Source organism: Methanothrix harundinacea 6Ac (assembly GCF_000235565.1).
In the GTDB taxonomy this organism is placed as follows: Archaea; Halobacteriota; Methanosarcinia; order Methanotrichales; family Methanotrichaceae; genus Methanocrinis; species Methanocrinis harundinaceus.
In genome coordinates, this window is sequence record NC_017527.1 from 1,941,924 (window position 1) to 1,963,113 (window position 21,190).

At 62.2% G+C, this 21,190-nt stretch carries 18 protein-coding genes; 5 read left to right on the forward strand and 13 right to left on the reverse strand.

What is annotated here, in order from left to right; translation table 11 throughout:
• Position 1: 1 nt before the first annotated feature.
• The 8 genes from MHAR_RS09180 to MHAR_RS12580 all read right to left on the reverse strand — a co-directional run bounded on the left by MHAR_RS09180 (position 2) and on the right by MHAR_RS12580 (position 8,077).
• Entirely contained in the window at positions 2–1,537 is a 1,536-nt protein-coding gene (locus tag MHAR_RS09180) for an ATP-binding protein (RefSeq protein ID WP_014587338.1), read from the reverse strand.
• A gap of 133 nt (positions 1,538–1,670) precedes the next feature.
• The gene (locus MHAR_RS09185) at positions 1,671–2,381 is read right to left on the reverse strand and encodes a rhomboid family intramembrane serine protease (protein WP_014587339.1); all 711 of its coding nucleotides are present in this window, start codon (positions 2,379–2,381) and stop codon (positions 1,671–1,673) included.
• 217 nt (positions 2,382–2,598) lie between these two features.
• Positions 2,599–3,366, reverse strand: a complete 768-nt coding sequence (locus tag MHAR_RS09190) for a TatD family hydrolase (RefSeq protein WP_014587340.1) — start codon at positions 3,364–3,366, stop codon at positions 2,599–2,601.
• Positions 3,363–4,991 (reverse strand): 2-isopropylmalate synthase, encoded by a 1,629-nt coding sequence (locus tag MHAR_RS09195; protein WP_014587341.1) that lies wholly within the window; start codon positions 4,989–4,991, stop codon positions 3,363–3,365. The genes MHAR_RS09190 and MHAR_RS09195 overlap by 4 nt, the downstream gene beginning before the upstream one ends.
• A gap of 81 nt (positions 4,992–5,072) precedes the next feature.
• Entirely contained in the window at positions 5,073–5,828 is a 756-nt protein-coding gene (locus MHAR_RS09200) for an FKBP-type peptidyl-prolyl cis-trans isomerase (protein ID WP_014587342.1), read from the reverse strand.
• A gap of 51 nt (positions 5,829–5,879) precedes the next feature.
• A complete protein-coding gene (gene pyrI / locus MHAR_RS09205) occupies positions 5,880–6,350 on the reverse strand; it encodes an aspartate carbamoyltransferase regulatory subunit (protein WP_014587343.1) in 471 nt (156 codons plus the stop codon).
• Entirely contained in the window at positions 6,347–7,267 is a 921-nt protein-coding gene (pyrB, locus tag MHAR_RS09210) for an aspartate carbamoyltransferase (RefSeq protein ID WP_014587344.1), read from the reverse strand. The genes pyrI and pyrB overlap by 4 nt, the downstream gene beginning before the upstream one ends.
• Positions 7,268–7,306: 39 nt before the next feature.
• Positions 7,307–8,077, reverse strand: coding sequence for a CRISPR-associated protein Cas4 (locus tag MHAR_RS12580; RefSeq protein ID WP_014587345.1), 771 nt, complete (start codon positions 8,075–8,077; stop codon positions 7,307–7,309).
• A 136-nt stretch (positions 8,078–8,213) separates the two neighbouring features.
• Here MHAR_RS12580 and MHAR_RS09220 point away from each other — a divergent pair, with 136 nt between their 5' ends.
• Entirely contained in the window at positions 8,214–9,728 is a 1,515-nt protein-coding gene (locus tag MHAR_RS09220; protein WP_048144577.1) for a cryptochrome/photolyase family protein, read from the forward strand.
• 97 nt (positions 9,729–9,825) lie between these two features.
• Entirely contained in the window at positions 9,826–12,456 is a 2,631-nt protein-coding gene (locus MHAR_RS09225; protein WP_014587347.1) for a DUF3160 domain-containing protein, read from the forward strand.
• 94 nt (positions 12,457–12,550) lie between these two features.
• Here the strand turns inward: MHAR_RS09225 and MHAR_RS09230 are convergent, their stop codons facing one another.
• Positions 12,551–14,482, reverse strand: a complete 1,932-nt coding sequence (locus tag MHAR_RS09230; RefSeq protein WP_014587348.1) for an S-layer protein domain-containing protein — start codon at positions 14,480–14,482, stop codon at positions 12,551–12,553.
• 166 nt (positions 14,483–14,648) lie between these two features.
• On the opposite strand from MHAR_RS09230, the gene htpX reads away from it, so the two are divergent.
• Both htpX and pspAB read left to right on the forward strand, forming a co-directional pair.
• Positions 14,649–15,533, forward strand: coding sequence for a zinc metalloprotease HtpX (gene htpX, locus MHAR_RS09235; protein ID WP_048144578.1), 885 nt, complete (start codon positions 14,649–14,651; stop codon positions 15,531–15,533).
• A gap of 76 nt (positions 15,534–15,609) precedes the next feature.
• Positions 15,610–16,182, forward strand: coding sequence for a PspA-associated protein PspAB (pspAB, locus tag MHAR_RS09240; RefSeq protein ID WP_014587350.1), 573 nt, complete (start codon positions 15,610–15,612; stop codon positions 16,180–16,182).
• 676 nt (positions 16,183–16,858) lie between these two features.
• Here the strand turns inward: pspAB and pspAA are convergent.
• From pspAA to MHAR_RS09255, 3 genes are all read right to left on the reverse strand, one after another.
• On the reverse strand, positions 16,859–17,137 hold the full coding sequence (pspAA, locus tag MHAR_RS09245; RefSeq protein ID WP_014587351.1) for a PspA-associated protein PspAA: 279 nt from the start codon (positions 17,135–17,137) through the stop codon (positions 16,859–16,861).
• Positions 17,134–17,829: a PspA/IM30 family protein gene (locus MHAR_RS09250; RefSeq protein ID WP_014587352.1), complete on the reverse strand. Its 696-nt coding sequence runs from the start codon at positions 17,827–17,829 to the stop codon at positions 17,134–17,136. Before MHAR_RS09250 ends, pspAA begins: the two co-directional genes overlap by 4 nt.
• 74 nt (positions 17,830–17,903) lie before the next feature.
• Entirely contained in the window at positions 17,904–18,467 is a 564-nt protein-coding gene (locus MHAR_RS09255; RefSeq protein ID WP_014587353.1) for a hypothetical protein, read from the reverse strand.
• A gap of 143 nt (positions 18,468–18,610) precedes the next feature.
• Between MHAR_RS09255 and MHAR_RS09260 the strand changes: the two genes are divergently transcribed.
• Positions 18,611–20,740 carry an ATP-dependent DNA helicase gene (locus tag MHAR_RS09260; RefSeq protein ID WP_143763376.1) on the forward strand — a complete coding sequence of 710 codons (2,130 nt, stop codon included), beginning with the start codon at positions 18,611–18,613 and terminating at the stop codon, positions 20,738–20,740.
• Positions 20,741–20,745: 5 nt separating this feature from the next.
• Here MHAR_RS09260 and MHAR_RS09265 read toward each other — a convergent pair whose 3' ends face one another.
• On the reverse strand, positions 20,746–21,132 hold the full coding sequence (locus MHAR_RS09265; protein WP_014587355.1) for a DUF555 domain-containing protein: 387 nt from the start codon (positions 21,130–21,132) through the stop codon (positions 20,746–20,748).
• Positions 21,133–21,190: the final 58 nt, after the last annotated feature.

Genomic DNA, 21,190 nt, shown 5'->3' on the forward strand with positions numbered 1-21,190 from the left:
ATCATTTCCCCAGGATCTTCCGGAGGAGGCCCCCGGCGGGCTCCTTCCTCTCGGCCTTGCCGGAATCCTGTCTCTTATCCGGCCCCTTCGGCTGGGGGGGGGCGGCCTTTCCTCCTCTATCGGCCCTCCCATCCCCGACGATGGGGGTGCTCACCCCGCCGTGCCTGCTCTTTCGGGGCCTCACCTTGACGGTGACGGGGTGCTCGATCTCGCCTCCTACGAGCATCGCCGTCCCCGGGGGAAGCCGCTTGATCTCCTCTTCGAGCTCGGAGCTCATCCCCTCGATCCCCTTGCTGAGGGCCCGGAGGTCGTTGGGGTTTGTGACCCGGAGGATGATCTGGGTGTTGCACTGGGATATGACGTTTTTATCGACCCTCGCCGGCCTCTGGCTGATGACGAGGAGGCCGAGGCCGAACTTTCTCCCCTCGGCGGCTATGGTCCTGATGACGGGGGTGCTGGCGGCGCGGCCGCTCCCCCTCTCCGGGATGTAGTTGTGAGCCTCCTCGACGACGACCATCCCGGGGTTGACCCGCCCTCTCTTCCTCGCCTCGAATAGGTCGGAGAGGAGCTTTGCGACGATCATCCCCTGGAGGTCTGGAGGAACGCCGGTCATGTCGATGATGGAGGCCCGCCCCCGCTGGAGGAGGTCGCCGAGGCCCGTCGGCTTACCTGAGAATATGCCGAGGTCCGCCAGGGCCTCGAGGTGGCCGATCAGCCCCCACTTCGCTTTGCTGCTATCCTTCTCCGCCTGGGCGATGATCTCCTCCAGCCCGTAGTCGCCCCCTTCCGCCTCGAGGACCTTTATCGCCTCGTAGAGGACCCCCCGCTGGCTGTTGGTGACGTCCTCGGGGAGCATCGCCGATATCTCCCGGGCGGTGAGGTTTCTGCCGTTGAACCGGAGGGGGCGGTCGGCGTGGGGGGCTGCCGCGGAGCTCGCCGGGGAGTAGACCGTCACGTCGTACCCCCTCGGACTGACGTCGAACCTGGCGAACTCCCCTTTGGAGTTCTTCTGCTTCATCGAGGCGTACTCGCCGTGGGGATCGATGATCAGGAGAGCTACCCCCTTCTCCAGGAGCTCCTCCAGGACGACGGCAGCGGTGTAGGACTTACCGCTCCCGGTCTTGGCGAGGATGCTGCAGTGCTTCTGGACGAGGGCATCGGCGTCGAGCTTCACCTTCAGGTCGTGCCCCTCCAACAGGCCGATGTAGAGGTTCCCCTTCGAGAGGCCCAGGGCCATCTCGATGAGATGGTCGTCGGCCCTGAATACGGGATCTCCAGGTCGGGGAGGGGCGGCCGCCATCTCCAGCCTGCCTCCCGAGGCGACCCCGATCACTCGGGCGAGCCCCAGGACCCTCTCCTTAGCCCCGGGGTTCTCCTCGTCGATGGCGCTGAGGCTGTAGGCGACGTTGGACCTGGTCACCTCCATCACCTGGGCGACCATCCAGTCCTTCGATCCCTCCTTGACCTTTACGTAGCTGCCTCTGGGGGCCTCTCCCGCCATCAGAAACTTGAACTCGAAGGGGGTCGTCTCCCCCACGATGATCCCGATCTCGTCTCCCAGACTACCACCACGTTCCGGAGGGGCGAGGATCAGTCACCACCGGACTCTCCGTCGCCCCGGAGCTTCTCTTTCGCCCAACCCCACAAGAGCTTAACGGTTCCTGCTGACCTCAGCGGTATCTTCGACGATATCGATCCTTCAAGATACCGCCGTAGGCGAGGCCCACGAGGAGGCCTGCGATGTGAGCCATGTGGGCTATGTTGTCGGCGGACCCCATGAAGGCGAAGTCGATGATCGCAAAGAGGACCACCGCCGCCCTGATGCTCAGGGGGATCACGAAGAATAGTAAGACCGTGATCTCGGGGGCTATGACGGCGAGGCAGCCCATGACGCCGAAGAGGGCTCCGCTGGCGCCCACCATGCTCCCCGCAGGAAGCACCGCCATCTGCCCGATGGCAGCGACAAGCCCCGATATGATGAAGATCTGGAGGAACCTCGACTCGCCCACCCTCCGCTCCAGCTCGGTCCCAAAGAAGAAGAGGAAGATCATGTTGAAGAGGAGGTGCGCCATATCGGCGTGGACGAAGATGTGGGTGATGAGGGTCCAGGGATGGGCGGCGAGGAGGGCGGGTCTCAATGCCAGATAGTTGAATGTGAAAGAGGGGTAGGCGACGCTCACAAAGTAGAAGAGGACGCATAAGATCAGAATCATCCCCGAGTAGGTCACCGGAAGCCGAAACCCGCCGGAAGGAGAGTACCGATCGTCGTCCCAGGGGTCGGGGTCGTCCCAGCCTTCCCGGCTTGCCCGATCCCTCTGCCCTCTGCCCATAAGGGAGAGCCTCTCGGTTCCGAAGCCCCCGAAGAGATCCTTCGCCTTCATCTCACCTCACCAGATCCTCCAACCTCTAGCCTCTCATCTCCGAGAGGTGATACAAATAGATGGTGGCAATGGGGCGGCGCTGATGTCGTGTGGAGATGGGGCTCGCCGAATTCGGAGGCCTTCCGTTAATAGGCGGGAAGGGGATAATGCCTGGAGGGGCCGGGATGAAGGCTTCCCGGCCATAAGCAGGAAGGCGGCTCCGCCCCGACGATCCCCCTCAGAGGCCGAATATCTTTCGAGCGTTTTTGGTCGTCGCCTCCGCCACCTCTTCGGGCGGGAGCCCCTTGATCCTGGCGATGAGGTGGAGGCCGTCGAGGACGTAGGCGGGCTCGTTCCTCCCCTTCCGGGGGGAGAGGAAGGGGCTGTCCGTCTCGATCAGGAGCCGGTCCAGGGGGACCTGCCGCGCCAGAACCTGGTGCTGGGCGGACCTGCAGACGACGGTGGCGAGGGATATGTAGAAGCCCCGGTCGAGGGCCTCCTTCATCGTCCCGACCGTCCCGCTGTAGCAGTGGAAGACGACCTTGTTGAGGTCTTTGACCACATCGAAGGCCTCATCCTCGGCGAGGCGGGCGTGGATCACCTGGGGGAGGTCCAGCTCCTCCGCGAGGCCGACGACCTTCCGAAAGACCTCCCGCTGCCGGTCCCTCCCCCTCTCGTCGGGGCAGCGGTAGTAGTCGAGCCCCGCCTCGCCGACGCCGACGATCTCCTTTGCATGGGCCCGGATCTGGTCGAGGGTCGCCTCCACCTCCTCGTCGGTCGTCTCGCCGAGGCCGTTGGGGTTGAGGCCGAGGGTCGCAAAGACGAAGTCGTACCTCCTGGCCAGCTCCAGGCTCTTCCTGTTGGTCTTGAGGTCGATGCCGGAGTTGATCATCGTCGTCACCCCGGCCTTTCGCCCCCTCTGGATCACCTCGTCCCGATCCCGGTTGAAGTTCTTGAAGTCGAGGTGGCAGTGGGTGTCTATCACATCGAATTTTGTGTCGCTCAAATCGCGTCTTCCTCCAGGAGCATCAGCCTGTTTATGGCGTTGATCAGCGCCTCCACCGAGGCCATCACTATATCCTCCCGGGCGGACCTGGCCGTCACCTTCCTTCCGAGGCGGCCGTTCTCGACCCCGATCACCACCTCCGCGAGGGCGTCGGAGCCGCCGGTGATCGCCTCGATCCGGAAGTCGCTGATCTTGACGGCGGTCTCCTCACCCAGGATCCCCCGGACGGCGTTGAGGGCGGCGTCCACGGGGCCGACCCCGATGTCGGCGAGGACCCGCTCCTCCCCCCGGACGACGGCCCGGACGGTGGCGGTGGAGGTGAGGGTGTTTCCTGTCATCACCGCCAGCTCCTTGAGGATGACGGCCTGCTTGTCCTTCGCCAGCTCGCCGATCACCACCTCGGCGATCGTCATCAGGTCGGCGCCGGTGACTGCCTTCCCCTTGTCCCCCAGGTCCTTGACCCTCTCCAGGATCTCCTGGAGCTGATCGTCGTTGGGGGCGTACCCCATCTCCGAGAGGGACTGCTTGACGGCGTGCCGTCCCGTATGCTTCCCGAGGACGATCCTCCTCTTGTGGCCGACCATCTCCGGGGTCATGATCCCCGGCTCGAAGGTGTCGGACCTCTCCAGGACCCCGTGGCTGTGGATCCCGCTCTCGTGGGCGAAGGCGTTCTCGCCGACGATGGGAGCGGTCCTGGATATCCTCACCTCCGTGAGCCGCTCTACGAGCTTCGCCGTCTCGAAGAGGTAGGGGGTGTGGATGGTGGTCTTAGCTCCGTACATCGAATGGAGGCCCATCACCGTCTCGGCGAGGTTCGCGTTCCCCGCCCGCTCCCCGAGGCCGTTCGCCGCCACCTGGACCTCCCTCGCCCCCGCCTCGAAGGCGGCGAGGTTGTTCGCGACGGCGAGGCCGAAGTCGTTGTGGCAGTGGACGTCGACGACCATCTTCTTCGTGGAGTTACAGATCTCCCTCACCAGCTGGCGGAAGGTCGTCGGGATCGCCACCCCGACGGTGTCGGGGATGTTGATGATGTCGCAGCGCGCCCCCTCCACCGCCCCGAAGATCTCCTTCAGGAAGGGGACGGGGGTCCTGGTGGCGTCCATCGCCGAGAAGAGGCAGGTCCTCCCGTGGCTCTTGACGTACTCCACCGCCTCCACCGCCTGGGCGACTATCTCCTCCCGGCTCTTCTTGATGGTGTGCTGGATCTGGATATCTGAGGTCGAGACGAAGACGTGGACCATGTCGACCCCGGCGTCGAGGGCGGCGTCGATGTCCTTTCTCATGATCCGGGCGAGGCCGCAGACCTCGGCAGAGAGCCCCTCGGCCGCCACCATCCTCACCGCTTCGAAATCCCCCCGGGAGGATACGGGAAACCCGGCCTCGATGACGTTGACGCCGAGCTTGTCGAGCTGCCGGGCGATGATGATCTTCTCCTCCGGGGTCAGGGAGACGCCGGGGGTCTGCTCACCATCCCGGAGGGTGGTGTCGAAAATTCGAACTTCTTCTCCACGGAGCGCTTCGATGTTATAGAAAACGATCCCACGCAGATTGCTCTTGCGCCATGGATGGATGGTAGACCCCAGGCCGTATAAAACCTTTTGCCGGATTGGGCTTGGGACCCTCATCCGGCGGGGCGAGCTCTGACGCCGGGGACGAGATGCGCACCCCCTGGCTCCAGCCCAGGGGGGCTCATCTCTTAAGGGCCTCTATTCTGAGGTTTCCCCTGCCGAGGGGCTGGACCCCCCCTCCACCGCCTCACCGGCCTTCTCCGGGGGTGAGACGAGCTCTGAGGTTACGGTCGGGGCGACCTTGTGGCTCTCGAGGTAGCGGACCTCTTTGAGGTCGAGGAGCCGCATCGCCATCTCGGCGATCCCCCTCCTCATCATCGGCCACTCCCGATAGTAGCTCATCTCCCAGGGGGACTCGATCTCGGCTACGTCCCCCTCCAGGATCTGGGCCTTGAGGTCTATCTTGGCGAAGATCCTGATCAGGCCCTCCAGCTTCTCCAGCTTATCCTCGATCCGTTCGACGATGGTGTAGTCGTACTTGACGACCTTGTCGGCGAGGACGTGGTTGTAGTCGATCCGCGCCTTCCTCCCGATGATCCGGGTGAGGGTCCCCATCTTCCCGTCCACCGAGACCCGCATCCCGATCTCAGGCCTCTCCTTCTTGAACTTGGTGAGGGGGATCAGCTCGACGTCCTCGGGGTCGCGGACCCCGTAGGCCTTCTCCGGGGGGACCTCCACGCTACCGGAGGCGCCTATCTCCTTTCCGATCAGCTCCTCTTTGAACCCCGCCACCACGTCCCCTGACCCGACGATGATGAGGGCGGGGCCGTACTCGACCCCCTCCTCGTAGATGTCGTTCTTCATAGCCAGGTCCCGGTCCGTGGTGGAGATCACCCGGCCGTCGACGCTCTCGGTGTAATCTACCCTGATGAAATCTCCGTCTTTTACCGTCATCTTGAACTCCGTCCTTCGAAAGGATAACTAGCGTTCCAGCCTAATTGCCTTCTATATTAAGTAGTCTGCTATCTTCTCGGCGATCGGCTGCTCGCAGTAGACGCACCTCAGGATTACGGGATTTTTGCTCTTGACGAGGATCTGGGACTTGATCGGCTCTCTGGTGTTGGATATGCAGGAGGGGTTCGGACACCTCACCACCCCTACAATCAGGTCCGGCATGTCGACGGTGTACTTCTCGACGACCCGCTGGTCCCGGATGATGTTGATCGTCGCCCCGGGGGCTATGAGGGAGATCTTGTTCACCTCCTCCTCCTTCAGCTCCCGGTCCTCCACCTTCACGATGTCCTTTTTGCCGGACCTGCGGCTGGAGACGTTCATCAGGACGCTTATCGTAGCCTCCGTCGTCCGATCTATCCCCAGGATCCTGAGGACGTTGAGGGCCTGCCCCGGCGGGATGTGGTCGATGACGGTCCCGTTCCCGATGGGGGTCACCCTCAGCTTCATATCGGTCTCAGTCAACGCGATTCCCCCATCAGCATCTTGAGGAGGGCCATCCTCACCGGGACGCCGTAGAAGGACTGCTGGAAGTAGACGGCGTGGCCGGTCCCGTCCACCTCGGGGGCGATCTCGTCGACCCGGGGGAGGGGGTGCATGATGATCAGCCCTTCCTTCGCTCCTTTCAGGCTCTCGGGGGCGATCCTGTAGCTCTTTGCCACCTTGGTGTACTCGTAGGGGTCGGGGAACCTCTCCCTCTGGATCCGGGTGACGTAGAGGACGTCCACCTCTTTGATCACGGATTCGAGGTCGTGGGTCTCCCGGACGATCGTCCCCTTCCCCGCCAGATCCGCCTTGATCTGCCCCGGCATCTCCAGAGTCGGGGGGGAGACGAGGGTGATGTCGGCGCCGTAGAGGGCGAGGGCGTAGGCGAGGGAGTGGACGGTCCGGCCGTACTTCAGGTCACCGACGAGGGCGATCTTCAGGTCGTCGAGGCTGCTCTCCTTCCGGATGGTGTAGAGATCGAGGAGGGTCTGGGTGGGGTGGTGGCCGGCGCCGTCCCCGGCGTTGAGGACGGGGACCGGCGAGAACTGGGCCGCCAGGCGGGCCGAGCCCTCCTTGGGGTGGCGGATCACCAGGGCGTCGGCGTATCCTCCGATCACCCGGATGGTGTCCGCCAGGGACTCCCCCTTGGCGATCGCCGAGCCCTCGGCAGGGCCCAGGTTAAGGGTCTTGCCCCCGAGGCGCATCATCGCCGTCTCGAAGGAGAGGCGGGTCCTGGTGGACGGCTCGAAGAAGAGGAGGGCGAGGATCTTTCCGGAGAGGACGTCGCACCTCCCCCCCCGGGCGTAGGGCTCCAGGGCCTCGGCGAGGTCGAGGACGGAGTCGATCTCCTCCCGGGAGAACTCTCGCATCGAGAGGACGTGCCTCTTTCCGAACATGCTCGGGTCACCGCTCCTTAGGGATATAACGCTTCTGGATCAGAAGAACTTGGAGGCGAGGGTCTGCCTCGTCTCGCAGGACTCGAGGACGGGGCACCTTTCGCAGGGAGCCTCCCGCGGCCGGTCGGGAAGCTTTCCCTCCCGGATCGACCTGACCCGGTCCCGGATCCGGAGGACCCTGCGCCGGTCCGTCGGCCGGATCTCCACCTCCCGGACTTCCCCGGACCGGAGGTACTCGACGAGCCCCCGGTCGACCCTCGCCTCCAGCTCTTCCTCCAGGAGCATGGAGTACCCCGCGAGGCGGAGCCGGTCGGACCGCCAGACCCCCGCCTCCGGTGGAAGGTCGACCCTCAATATCGACGGGATCCTGAGGTGATTGGAGCCATCCTCAGCCCCTCGGGATACGACCCGGTCGACCCTCCCGGAGAGGCCGAGCCGATCGGACCGGAGCTCCACCTCCACGGTGCTGGGGTTGATCTCCCGGAGGGATACCTGTATCTTCGGCGCCACCTCCGCCGCCCAGGCGGCCACCTCCTCGGCGGCGGCCTGGAGGTCATGAGGGTTTATCCGTTCGCGATAGATCGCCGGAACCTCGACCAGCGCCCTCTCCAGGGCCTCCCGGAGCCACTCCCCCAGGTCTTCGCCCTCCTCCGGGCCGATCTCGGAGAGGGATAGGGCAACCTCCCTCATCAGAATATTTTTAGGGGTCTCCACCTCGGGATGGACCCTCCTGCCCATCGCCTGGAAGTAGAGGAGCCTGGGGCACCGGAGGTACAGGGATATCTCGGAGATCCTCACCGGCTGAGCCATGGTAAGATCAATGATCCTCCATATTTAAAAAGATATGGAATATATCCAATTTTCAGCAACTGATAAATCCTGGAACCATCATATCCACCGACGAGGGGAGTCGGCAGCTTGGAGGTCGGACCCCCGGGGGAAGACTATGAGCCATAAGAAAGCCGCTGTCATATTTCCTCACCACCTCTATAGAGATCATCCGTCCCTCCGGGACCCGGAGCTCTCGACGGTCTTCCTGGTGGAGGAGGCTCGGTTCTTCACCGATTTCAACTTCAATAAGAAGAAGCTCGTCCTCCACAGAGCCTCCATGAGGGGCTACCAGGAGCTGCTTTTGGAGAGGGGGCTTGAGGTGGAGTACCTGGAGAAGAGGCGGAAGGAGGCCCTTCCGGCCCTCTTTTCAGCCCTCCACGAGAGCGGTATCGGGATCGTGCGGACGGCCGAGATCATCGACCACCCCCTTGAAGCATCCTTCTTCAAGGGGCTGGAGGCGAAGGGGATCAGGATCGAGGTAGACGACTCCCCGGGATTTCTGACCACCAGGGCCCTCGCCCACGACCTCCTCCGGGGGAGGGAGCGGATCTCCATGGCCTCCTTCTATCGGCGGCAGAGGCTGAGGCTGAAGGTCCTGGTGGAGGATGGAAGGCCCCTGGGCGGAAGGTGGAGCTTCGACCCCGAGAACCGGAGGCGCATCCCGAAGGAGGCCGAAATACCGCCGCCGCCAGCCCTGGAAGAGAGCGGCATCGTCAGGGAGGCGAAGGAGTACGTAGAAGAGCGGTTCCCCGATAACCCCGGCTCCGTCGATGGGTTCAACTTCCCCACCACCTTCAAAGAGGCGGAGCTCTGGCTCCAGGACTTCCTCGCTAGGAGGCTCGCCTCCTTCGGCGACTACGAGGACGCCATGAGACGAGACGATCCCTTCCTCTTCCACTCCCTCCTCTCCTCCTCCCTCAACATAGGCCTCCTCACCCCTCGGGAGGTTCTGGATAGGACCCTCGCCCATGCATCAAAGGTCGAAGTCCCCATCAACTCCCTGGAGGGGTTCATCCGGCAGCTTATCGGCTGGCGCGAGTTCATGAGGGCGGCCTACCTGATCGAGGGGGATAGGGAGAGGAGATCTAACTTCTGGGGCCACCACGAGAAGATCCCGCCGGCGTTGTACAGCGGGACGACGGGGATTTCCCCTGTGGACCAGGTCGTCGGCCGGGCGATCGATCACGCCTACGCCCATCACATCGAGAGGCTGATGGTCCTCGGAAGCTTCATGAACCTCTGCGAGATCGACCCCGCCGAGGTTTACAGGTGGTTTATGGAGATCTTCATCGACTCCTTTGACTGGGCGATGGTCCCCAACGTCTACGGGATGTCCACCTACGCCGACGGAGGGCTCATCACCACCAAGCCCTACATCAGCGGCTCCAGCTACCTCCGGAGGATGGGGGACTGGCCAAAGGGCGAGTGGGCCGAGATCTGGGACGGCCTCTTCTGGCGGTTCGTCCACCTCCACCGGGACGTCTTCGCCGAGAACCCCAGGACTAGGGTCCTAGCCCACCAGCTCGATCGGATCGGCGAAGAGATGCTGGAGAGGCACCTGGAGGTGGCCGAGGAGTTCCTCCGCTCTTTCAGGGTGAGGGGATCTATCGTAGGAGTCGGGCCGGGATGATGAAGGTCTAAGCCGAAACGATGGTCCTCGGGTTTTATAAGATCCGAAAACATTCATATAATTTGGATTCGAAGTTGGTAGGGATCTGGGGGTTATCATGCTGAATATCGTCATCCAAGGTCGGGGCAGCCGGATCTGGTCTGGACTTTCGATCGCCGCCATATGGCTCATTGGGATCTCTCTTGCGGTCCCCGGAGGGTTGGAGGAGGAGGGCTCGGGCTACAGCCTCCCCCTATCCATGGACGAGGTCGAGAACTTCGATAGCTTCTCTTCCAGGGTGCCCCTGAGCGAGGCGGCTATAATGAGGCTTGAGAGGAACGGATTTGTGGTAATCGTCGACCCCTTCTCCCCGGTCCGAGAGGAGGTCAACCCCATCTACAGGATCCTCAAAAACCACGACCTTCCGATCTTTGTAACCTCCGACTCCCTCCTCCATACTTACCACCTCCAGTTCGGCGAGACCCTGAGGATGGTCGAGGAGGAGGAGTTCTACGACGACCTGTGGACTCTGACCGAAGAGATGCTCGTTCGGGCGGAGGCCGACCACGAGGCCTCCTCCGGCCTCGCGAGGGAGGCGGCCAGGAGGAACGTCGCCTTCTTCTCGACGGCCCTCAGCCTCCTCGCGCCGAAGGAGGATCAGCTCTGCTCCGGCGGCCCCCAGGACTGCGATGAGGGTCGCTTTGCTGGGACGTACCCCTACTTCACCCCGGAGGAGCTGGAGGCGAAGAGCTTCGAGGTGCCACCAGCCGTCAGGGAGGTGGTCGAGGCCGAGCTCGACCTCATATACGGCCAGGCCGGGTCTGCGACGTCCCCGATATTCGGCTATGACGAGGACTACTCCCAGTACCGTCCCCGGGGACACTACACCCGGTCCGAGAGGCTGAAGAACTACTTCATGGCGATGACCTGGTACGGGAGGATGAGCTTCCTCCTCAAGGGGTGCGAAGGCGGCTGCCTCGTCTCCGAGGAGGAGGCGAGGGTCCAGACCCTGGCGGCGGCTATGATCGCCCAGGACCTCCTGGAAGACCCCGACACCAAGGAGCTCTGGGACCGGATCAGCCGAGTCACCTCATTTTACGTCGGCTACTCCGACGACCTGGGGCCGTACCAGTACCGCGAGGCGATCGACGCCCTCTTCGGCCCGGCGGCCGAGGCCCGAGACCTCTCGGAGGAAGAGTTGAGCATCCTCAAGGCGGAGCTGGCTTCCTACAGCCCCCCCAGGATATACGGCGGGACCGGCTCGGATAGTCCGGCCTGCATCATCCAACCTCCCTTCACCCCGGAGGAGGCCGACCTCTGCCTCGCCGCCACCGCCGGATTCCGGCTGATGGGGCAGAGGTTCGTCCCCGACTCCTACGCCTTCACGAGGCTGGTATTTCCTGCCGTCGGAGGCTACACCGGCGAGGGCGAGGCCTTCACCCTCGGCCCCTACGGCCGCTCCTTCCCGAGGGGCCTCGACCTGATGGCGGTCCTAGGCTCAGAGAGGGCCGACGAGATCCTGGTGGCGCTCGAGGACTCAAGCTACGCCAACTACTCCGCCCGGCGGGCGGAGCTCGGAGAGGAGTTCTTCTCCATCTCCGAGGAGGAGTGGCAGAGGAACCTCTACTGGTCGTGGCTCTTCGCCCTGAGGCCGCTCCTCCAGGAGCCCGAAGCCGGAGCACCAGCCTTCATGCAGACGACCGCCTGGCAGGATCGGAGTCTGACGACGGCCCTCGCCTCCTGGACGGAGCTCCGCCACGATACGATCCTCTACGCGAAAGAGAGCTACACCTTCGTAGCCAGCGGTCTTCCCCCCGAGGAGATGGTGGCGGAGGCGGGATACGTCGAGCCGGTCCCAGAGGTCTATAGAAGGCTCCGGGACCTCTCCCGGATGAGCCGCCAGGTGCTGGAGGAGGAGGGGCTCCTCGACGAGCCGTCTCGAGGCCGCCTCATGAGCCTGGAGGCGACCCTGGAGAGGCTTGAGGAGATCTCAGAGGCGGAGCTGGCGGGAAGGAAGCTGACCGATGGCGACCTCCGGTTCATCCGGGATATAGGCGAGAGGCTCGACGAGGCCCTCCTGGGGGTGGACGAGAGGTCGAAGAAGACGACGATCGTCGCCGACGTCCATACTGACCCCAACACCGATATGGTCCTGGAGGAGGCGGTAGGATACGTGAGGATGATGGTCGTCGCCTGCCATCGGCCCGATGGGGGGGTCTTCCTCGCGGCGGGGCCGGTCTACAGCTACTACGAGTTTTTGCAGCCCGCCTCGGAGAGGCTCACCGACGAGGGCTGGCGGGAGATCCTGGCCGGAGACCCTCCCCAGGATCCGGAGTGGACGGCGAGCTTCGCCGACTTTCTCCCCTTATTCGTTCTGAAGGCGAAGGATGAGGGGAGAATGATCGAAGGCGAAGACGCGGATGAAGGCGTAGACGGCCTGGCCTCCGATGAAGCCGGCCCGGAGGGCGAACCCGGAGCAGAAACGGCCCTGGGCGCCGTCATCCGCCTCGAGGAGTTCGAGGTGAGGATCGGCTGGAACCTCTCGGAGGGGTGGTACGCCGACTGCTCCATCACCCTCCGAAACTCCGGGGACGCCGAAGGGACCGCCAATGTCCTCCTGGAGGACGGCGAGGGGAAGCTCCTCCGGGAGCTGAAGATTCCGGTACCCCCCAACTCCACCGTCACCGAGCGGGCGAAGGTGGACATATCCGGGAGGGGCCGGGAGGTGAACTCGATACTGGTGGGGTGAAGGGCGCCTTCGATCCACCCACCACCAGAGGGGAGCCGATGGGTCGATCGACCCCGCCGAGGGGGTGACACCCCTCCATCGAAGGCCGATCTCCTTATGAGGGGCCGACCTCCGCCGGCGGCTTTTGGGCCTGGGCCTCCTCGACCACCACCTCCCTGTAGACGTAGAACCTGAGAGGATCCTCAGGGGTGACATCGTTCTGGTTTGCGGTCTTAACCCTGATATCTCCCATCAGGGCGGCGTCCGAGTTCTTGTAGAGGCCGATCTTGTTCTTTTCGTTGTTCATCGTTATGCTCATGGCCGTGGGGTCCACCATCTGTACCTTCATCCTGTCGAAGGTCGTCCCCACCTTGATATCGATCGGCGAATCGGAGATCTGCCATATCCCGTTGACGATGACCATGGCCTGGTCAGGGTTGCTGAAAGCGTCTTTGAAGTGGACGGCTATGACGACGACGTCTTCGGCTCCGTTCAGGGTCATTTTGTAGGTGTAGGTCTTCTCCTGGATGGTGGCGCCGTCCTTGGAGGGCTCGACCGTCCCAACGTCGATCGTCTCGCCGTTCTTTTGGAGTTCGAGGCTGACGATCTTGGTCCTCTGATCTATCGCCTTGACGGAGAGCTCGTACCCTTCGGCGAGCTTCAGGGGGCGGCTTGAGGTGAGGGTGATCTCCGAGTCGTCGCTTATGAGCACTCGGCTGATAAGGTCCTCGGCGATCAGGTTGGGGTCACTGGATTCGTAGTATAGGGGGGCGTCATAAGGAGAGCCTTCAGCGTAGCCTGCAAAGTGCTCCTCCCCGAGGAAGCCTATCGTCCAATAGCTTCCCCAAGTTTCGAAGTCGAAATCCTTCGACTGGGCCGACGTCGTGTAGACGACGCCATCGGGCTCCTCAAGGGAGTTCCCTTGGATTGTCGTGGTCAGTGCCTCGGTCCCGAGGTTGTTGTCGACGTCGTAGTAGAACCCGGCGAAGTTGGAGCTCTCCCATGTGGTCACCCCTCCGTCGATGACCTCGGAGACGCTTCCTCTGATCTCGTACCTTCCAGGGCGGGTGATCTCTTTGAAGACGTAGAATCTCATGGGCTCTTCAGCTGTGATATCGTACTGGTCAGCGGTCCTGATCCAGAGCTCCTCCATCAGAGGGATCTCCTTGTTCTTGCTGAGGACTATCCGATTGTCCTCGTTATCCATGGAGATCCGCATGGATTCTGCATCCACCGAGCTTATTCTCATCTTGCCGAAGGATGAGCCCTCTCCGATGCTGACGGCTTCGTCGGAGATCTGCCATATGCCGTTTACTATGGCGGCGTCCTGGAGGCCGCCCTCTGTCCCGTGGAAGACCGGCCCCTTGAAGTGGACGGCGATCACCACAACCCCTCGCGAAATTCCGAGATCTCTGGTGTAGATATAGGTCTTATCGGCGATGGTGGCGCCGTCCTTCGACGGGGCTATCAGATTGGAGTCGACGACCTCCCCGTCTTTGCTCAGCTCAAGCCAGATGGACCCGTAGGCGTCGATTCCTTTGATCCCCAGCTCATAGCCCTCAGCGAGCCGGAGGGGAGCTTCTTTTGTGATGGTCCTCTCCTGGTCGTCGTCGATGAGGATCTTCGATAGCTCCTCTCCGGCCATCAGGTTGTCGTCCCTTGATCTGTCATAGAGGTAAGGCTGGCGCCAGTCATCGTACCTCTCCCCGGCGTATCCTGCGAACTGCTCCTCTCCCAAAAAGGAGATTTTATAGTACATACCCCAATCCTCGAAATCGAAGTCGGAGAGCTGGGCCGTCGTTTCGTAGACGACCCCCATCGGCTCGTCGAGGGAGCTGCCGGTGATCGTCAGGGTCAGCCTCTCATTGCAGATGTTATCGTCGGCGTCGTAGCTGAAACCCGGAAAGTTCTGGGGGTCCCAAGTATAAGTCGCGCCGTCGTAGGCCACTGCCACGGAGCCTCGAAGCTCGACCCTTTCGGCGGCGGTTCCGGAGGTTGCAGTGGCGAGGAAAAGAAGGATGATGAGGGCGAATATGGGGGTTCTCATGGTAAACAATCTCTTTTTTTAGCTATAAAAGAGATTCGTCGTCGGTCACCCTGAGAGCCCCAAATTCTGTCGATCAGGGCTAATGGCATCTCATCAGGACAAACTCCTTAAATCCCAATAAGCCGATGTTATCCAAGTCAAGCTTCTCTCAGGGTGTAAATAGATCATGAAACGAAAATGGCAGCACGACAGGGGACTGGAGGCTAGGATGCTCTTCACCATTCTCCTCCTCTTCCTCGTCTACATGGCCTTCCTGGCCATCCTGGCATACCAGGGGGCGGGAATGGTGACGATGCTCGCCTTCGTCATCATTTTTATGCTGGTTCAGTACTTCTTCTCCGACAGGCTCGTCCTCAAGAGCATGGGCGCAAAGATCGTATCCGAGAGGGACGAGCCCCAGCTTCACCAGATGATCACGAGGCTCTGCGCTCTGGCGGACCTGCCGAAGCCCCGGATAGCCGTCGTCAACACCTCGATGCCGAACGCCTTCGCCACCGGCAGGAGCCCGGGAAACGCGGTGGTGGCGGTGACCACCGGGATCATGCGGCAGCTCAACCCGGCGGAGCTGGAGGCGGTCCTGGCCCACGAGCTGACCCACGTCAAGAACCGGGACGTGATGGTGATGACGATCGCAAGCTTCCTCTCTACAGTGGCCTTCTTCATCGTCAGGTACTCCCTCTACTTCGGCGGCGGCGGCTCCAGCAGGAACAAGGGAGGGATCTGGGTCGCCTTCTTCGCCTCCGTCGTCGTCTGGATCGCCAGCAGTTTGTTGATCAGAGCCCTCTCGCGGTACAGGGAGTTCGCCGCCGACCGGGGTGCCGCCGTCATCACCGGCCAGCCCTCGAACCTCGCCTCGGCGCTGATGAAGATCAGCGGGGTGATGCCCCGGATACCGAAGGAAGACCTCCGGAGGGCGGAGGGTATGAACGCCTTCTTCATCATCCCCGCCGTCTCCAGCTCGTCGCTGATGAAACTCTTATCCACCCATCCCCCCGTGGAGAAGAGGTTAGCAGCCCTCCAGGGGATGGAGCAGGAGATGGGGGCGGCATGAGACGGACGGGGGCCGAAGCGGAGAGGATCTCTATCGAGGGTTCTGATCGAGCCGCCGAGAGGGGGATGAAGAAGGCATGAGGCTCAAGATCCTCGACGCAATCCTCGGAAAGAGCACGCTGCCGAAGTCGAAGCTCGATCGCCTCTTCGCCATGGCCACCGCCAGGATCACCCTGGAGGCGAGCCTCGGCCTAGCCCCTTCGGGCTCTGCGGGGATCTGCCTCAGGCCGATCGACTCCTCGAGGTACGAGGCGGCCCGGTCCGAGATCGAGGCTCTCCTCCATTACAGCGGCCAGGAGACGGGGACGACCTCCAGGATCGAGATGGACGAGTACCGGTACCTGTGGGTAGTTCTGGAGGACCGGGACTTCGACGACCTGGTGGCGACAGTCCACCTGGTGAGCACGACGATGACCGACCACGGCCTCGGCGAGCAGCTCCTATGCGCCCTCTACAGCTTTATTGGGAAAAACGGTCCCGTCTACTGGATATACAGCTTCAAGGGCGGGGCCTACTACCCCTTCGCCCCCAAAAAGGGGCATGATAGGGACAACGCCCTGGAGTTCCGGCTCAGGTCGGTGATGGAGCCGGAGCTGCCGATAGAGAAGGACCTGGAGAAGTGGTATCCCCTCTGGGGGATACCCATATAGAGTGGTACAACTTTAAGAGATAAACAGATTTGTCGCTCCACTTAAGGTCAAATTTTGGGGGCTTCAAGGAGTAATAGTTAAAAATTATAGGGCAAGTTTCCTATGAATAAGAACCGGTCATTTGCAGAATTTACATCCAATGTAGTCGCTTACCAGAAATGCTCTGACCGAGGTCATTGTAATACCCATCGTCTGGACCGGATCGGCGTGCTGGATCGGCCATTCTGACGGATCCCCTGGTTGACGTCGTTATGGTCTCCCACGACTACAGCAGCGTTGGCGGCGCTCTGGGTTACGTGGTCTCCCTGGGGAGCCAGCTAATTTTAGAAGGGAGTGGCCAGGAGAGAGCAATGAAGGGGGATAATTGTTGTGACCTCTCCTGACCGCAGGACAGATCATCGGAGATGAATGGTTTACTGCCCTACGGACGATAGACTGTACGACCTCCCAGAAAAGCCAGAACCTCGCAGAGCGAAAGTAATCCGAGAGACGCCTCCAGCCAAATCCTCCTTCGATGGAAATGAAGACGAAGAAGGCTTCATTCAAACCATTGCGATGAGAGCCCCCACAGTTCGAGTTCGAAACGAGAGGCATCCCCCATCTCTGAAATTGGAGCCTTCTTAGAAAAAATATGGCCGCCTGGGGGGGCGGGGGGCGCCCCTATCACCCCGCCGGCTCAATCCTCGATCAGGCCAGAGCCCCTGAAGACCCTCGCCGCCTCCGCCAGGGTGAGGTCTCCGGGGGGGACGATCACCTCCGACTCGACGATCTCCTTGGGGTCCAGAGGCTCCCCTTTCGCCTTGATCGTGGCAATCAGCCTCGACAGCTCCTCCTTAAGACCAGCTTCGTCCTCCTTCGCGACGCGTTCGACGATGTTGTTGTCGATGACGTTGAGGTCGTCGAGGAGGGCGGACGATATCCGGTACTGCCCCTCCCCCATGATCCTGATGATCATCTCCCTTCCTCCTCCTTCAGCCTTGCGAGGTCCGCCTCGACGCTTCCGCGGGCCCGGACCCGGGCGAGCTCCCTCTCGACGTCGTCTTTGCCCCCGAACTCCTCCAGGGTCCCCCGCTCCACCAGCTCGTCGAGGGCTGCGGACCTCGCCCTCATCGTCTCGATCTTATCCTCGGACCTCTCCACCGCGAGGCCTACGTCCGCCATCTCCTCGCTGATCCCGGTGAGGGACTCGGTCACCTTCACCTGGGCCTCGGCGGCGGAGTACTGGGCCTTTATCGTCTCCTTCTTCACCCTGAAGGCCTCGACCTTGGACGAGAGCCTCCTCTCGGTCGCCTCGAGCTTCTCCTGCTCGTGCTCGAGGTCGGCGATCTGCTGGTCGAGGCTCGCCGCCTCGACGGCTAGGGCCGCCTTCCTCTCCAGGGCCTGCCGGGCCAGATCCTCCCGGTCGGCCTTCACCGCCTCCCGAGCCTGGTCGTCCAGCTGGTCCATCTTCGAGGCGAGCCTAGCCCTCTGCAGCTCCAGCCTCTTCTTGGAGGTGGCGACCTCCGCCACCCCCCGCTTAACGTTCTGGAGGAGCTCGAGCTGCTTCTGGTAAGAGTAGTCGAGGGTCTCGTTAGGATCCTCCACCCGATCCATCAGAGTGGTCATCTTGGCCCTGACCACGGTGCTCATCCGGTTCAACAATCCCATGATAATCTCCCCTTCTCAGCCGGCATATCCCTTCTTCGGTCCCAGGTCCGGGGCTGAGGACGGCCCTGGCACCCTCAAGGTGATGGGACCTTGAAGGTCAGCTCTTTATTCACCTCGAACTTCCCGTCGAGGACCGTCTTGGTATCGATCTGACGATGGACGTCGTTTCTGAAGGCCTGCAGATCCCACATCCCGGTGAACTCGCTTTTTACGTCGAAGGTGGTGCAGTTGGGGGATATGACCATCCTGTCGATCCCCGAATAGGAGGATGCTACGTTTATGTTGGATATGTCCAGGCCCGTACCGTGGAAGACCCGGGAGGAATCGAAATGCTGGACGTTCACGAGAAGCCCGTCCGGAAACTCGATCTTCCGGTCGGTTTGAGAGAACCCGCTCGACTGGTTGAGGCTGCCGGTGGAGAAATATTCTATCGACCCCTTCCCGAACAAGACCTCGGTGTTGGTGAATCCCTTCCATCGATCCTGATTTGAGCTTACGATCTCGGTCTGCCCTTCTCCGCTGACGGTGAGGTAGCCGGTGACGAAACCGTCCTGGAACGCTGGCGAGGCTGAGGCTGTCGCCGCCAGGAGGAGGATCGGGACCAGCAGGATGAATAGAAGGGCGATACCACTCTTCATGTTACTCCCACAATATCATAATACGCTATTACATTTAAACCTTTTTGGTAGATCGCCCCCTGGCTGGGGTAGGATATCATCCGGGCGAAGGGTTCGGAGGATTATGGATAGCATTTATCACCTTTAACCTCAATAGGGCGGCCGTGTATCTGGACTACTTCCCTTACGAGTCCCTGAGGCCCTACCAGGATGCCATGCTCGACGACGTTTACGGGACGGTGAGGGCCGGAGATCACGGGGTCTTGATGATCGACGCCCCCACCGGGAGCGGCAAGACCAGCTGCATCGCCGCGGCCCTGGCGGCAGCCCCCGGCAAGATCGCGGTGACGGTGAGGACGGTGAGCCAGATTGACGTATACCTCGACGAGATGGAGAAGATCTGGTCTAAGACCAGCCACCGTCCCACCATAACCTACATGGTCGGCAAGCAGAAGATCTGCCCCATAGCCGACGAGTTCTCCGGGGAGTCCGTCTATGCCGGCTGCGCCAGGCTCCGGGAATGGACGAAGAGGAGGATGATCGCGCGGCTCGGGGAGGTGGGGGGGAAGTTCTACGACCCCTCCCAGGACAGGAACGCGCCCCAGAGCGTCCCCGGATACAGGACCTTCTGCCCCTACTACATGATGACGAGGGAGGTCTTCGAGCTATCGGGGAAGCCCCACTTCAGGCACTCGGGAAAGGTCCTCGACCTCGTCGACGAGCTCCGGGAGGGGATCAGGTCCCCAGACCGGTTCCAGAAGGAGTGTCGGGAGGTCTGCCCCTACGAGGTGATGAGCCTCTCCGCCAAGGGTAGCGACGTCGTCATCCTCAACTACTCCCACCTCTTCAGCCCCGAGTTCCAGGAGATAATCTTCGACTGGCTGGAGCTGGAGCGAGAGTCGTTGACCCTCTTCGTCGACGAGGCCCACAACCTCGGGGACGCCGTGAGGGCCCTCAATATGAGGCTCCTCACTCCGAGGATGATCGACCTGGCCGAGAAGGAGGTGGAGAAGTACCGGGAGTCGATGGGGCAGGCGAGGCTCCCGGAGTCGTCCCTGGACGCCTCATCGAGGCTCCGGGGGGTGGAGGTGATCCGGACCCTCCTCCCGAGGCTCCGGCAGTACATCCAGAGCCGCCAGTCCAGGATGCAGGAGGGGGAGGAGCTTTTGGACGGAGACCTCTTCCGGGGCTTCCTCTATCAGGGGTTCGACGACATCGAGGAGGCCCTCTCCGCCGCCACGGAGGTGGCTCTGATGGTCTCGGAGCTGGAGCTGGCGGAGGGGGACCGGGAGAACCTCCAGGGGGAGATCGAGCCGAGCCTCGCCCAGATCCTCCTCTTCCTGAACGACGTCGAGATGGCGGAGAAGGACGACTCCTACCAGAGGAAGATCACCGTCGCCGGCAACGGCGAGAAGAGGAGGGCCTGGCTCGAGGTCAACAACGTCGACCCCGCCCCCCTGGTCCGGAGGATCACCGACAACATAAACGCCACGGTGATGCTCAGCGGCACCCTATCTCCTCTGGAGGCGTACGAGCTGTACATCCTGGGGGAGAGGGGGAGGGCTAAGAAGATCAGTCTACCCAACCCCTTCCCCCAGGAGCACCGGCTCCTGATGGTGGCCAAGGCCGCGACGACCCAGCTGGAGAAGAGGGAGGAGGCCGGGAACCGGAGGGAGATCGAGGAACACGTCAGGGCCGTAATAGAGGAGGTTAGCGGGAACGTCGCCGTCTTCTTCACCTCTTACTCGATGATGAGCCAGTACGAGCCCTTCTGCAAGGCTGCGGCCCGGGGGGTGGGAAAGCTCCTCTTCACCGAGCCGAGGAACTCCGAGGATCTCCCCGCCATCCTCGACGACTTCTTCAAGGCGGGGAAGAGGCAGGGGGCGGTCCTCCTCGGCGTCTCCGGAGGGAAGCTGGCGGAGGGGATCGACTACAAGGGCGAGGCTCTCAACGGAGTTGCCGTCGTCGGCCTACCCCTCGGCTTCTACAACGAGATCCAGAGGGAAGTGAACCAGTACTACGTAAGGAAGTACGGCCAGAAGAACGGGATCCTGATCGCCTACACCCTTCCTGCGATAAACCGGGGTCTGCAGGCTGCGGGAAGGGTGATCAGGGACGCATCGGAGCGGGGGGTGATCCTCTTCTGCGATCGGAGGTTCCGGGAGGAGGGGCGGGGCGGAGTATTCTCCTTCCTTCCGAAGTGGATCCAGGATGAGCTTTTGGTCACCGACGCCAGGACGAGCAGGGCGATCATCAGGGCGAAGGTGGCGGAGTGGGAGCGGGTTCGATCCTGACCCGCCTACATTGAACGATCGGGCTTCTTGGATCTAGCCGCCTTACCCCCCTCCATCTCCTCGGCCTCCACGAGCCTGAGGGGGACAGCCCCCAGGGCCTTTCCTATCGTCGACTTTGCTATCCGGAAGGCGTGCTCCTCCCCCTCGGCGTCGTAGACCCGGATCTCGAAGAGGAGGCCGACGAGGGCGGTCCCCGCCACCATGAAGACGCCGTCGAGGGACTCGCCGCAGGCGGGGCAGACCGTCTGGCCCACCTCCACCTCCACGTAGTCCAGCTTCTTGCTGTTCAGCCTCTTTCCCGCCTCCGATATGGCGACCCCTATGGCGTCGTCGGCGGATTTGACGTCCCTGACCAGCCAGGCGCCCTCCAGAAGGACCTTGAAGTTCGTCATCGCTATCTTTAGTGGGGAGATGGGGGATATGTAGGTTTTCTATTGGGATCTCGATTGG

Coding starts and splice junctions, on each gene's coding strand:
- MHAR_RS09185 (WP_014587339.1), bottom strand. CDS start 2,381: ATGAAGGCGAAGGATCTCTTCGGGGGCTTCGGAACCGAGAGGCTCTCC.
- MHAR_RS09195 (WP_014587341.1), bottom strand. CDS start 4,991: ATGAGGGTCCCAAGCCCAATCCGGCAAAAGGTTTTATACGGCCTGGGG.
- MHAR_RS09200 (WP_014587342.1), bottom strand. CDS start 5,828: ATGACGGTAAAAGACGGAGATTTCATCAGGGTAGATTACACCGAGAGC.
- pyrB (WP_014587344.1), bottom strand. CDS start 7,267: ATGTTCGGAAAGAGGCACGTCCTCTCGATGCGAGAGTTCTCCCGGGAG.
- MHAR_RS12580 (WP_014587345.1), bottom strand. CDS start 8,077: ATGGCTCAGCCGGTGAGGATCTCCGAGATATCCCTGTACCTCCGGTGC.
- MHAR_RS09220 (WP_048144577.1), top strand. CDS start 8,214: ATGAGCCATAAGAAAGCCGCTGTCATATTTCCTCACCACCTCTATAGA.
- MHAR_RS09225 (WP_014587347.1), top strand. CDS start 9,826: ATGCTGAATATCGTCATCCAAGGTCGGGGCAGCCGGATCTGGTCTGGA.
- MHAR_RS09230 (WP_014587348.1), bottom strand. CDS start 14,482: ATGAGAACCCCCATATTCGCCCTCATCATCCTTCTTTTCCTCGCCACT.
- htpX (WP_048144578.1), top strand. CDS start 14,649: ATGAAACGAAAATGGCAGCACGACAGGGGACTGGAGGCTAGGATGCTC.
- pspAB (WP_014587350.1), top strand. CDS start 15,610: ATGAGGCTCAAGATCCTCGACGCAATCCTCGGAAAGAGCACGCTGCCG.
- pspAA (WP_014587351.1), bottom strand. CDS start 17,137: ATGATCATCAGGATCATGGGGGAGGGGCAGTACCGGATATCGTCCGCC.
- MHAR_RS09250 (WP_014587352.1), bottom strand. CDS start 17,829: ATGGGATTGTTGAACCGGATGAGCACCGTGGTCAGGGCCAAGATGACC.
- MHAR_RS09255 (WP_014587353.1), bottom strand. CDS start 18,467: ATGAAGAGTGGTATCGCCCTTCTATTCATCCTGCTGGTCCCGATCCTC.
- MHAR_RS09265 (WP_014587355.1), bottom strand. CDS start 21,132: ATGACGAACTTCAAGGTCCTTCTGGAGGGCGCCTGGCTGGTCAGGGAC.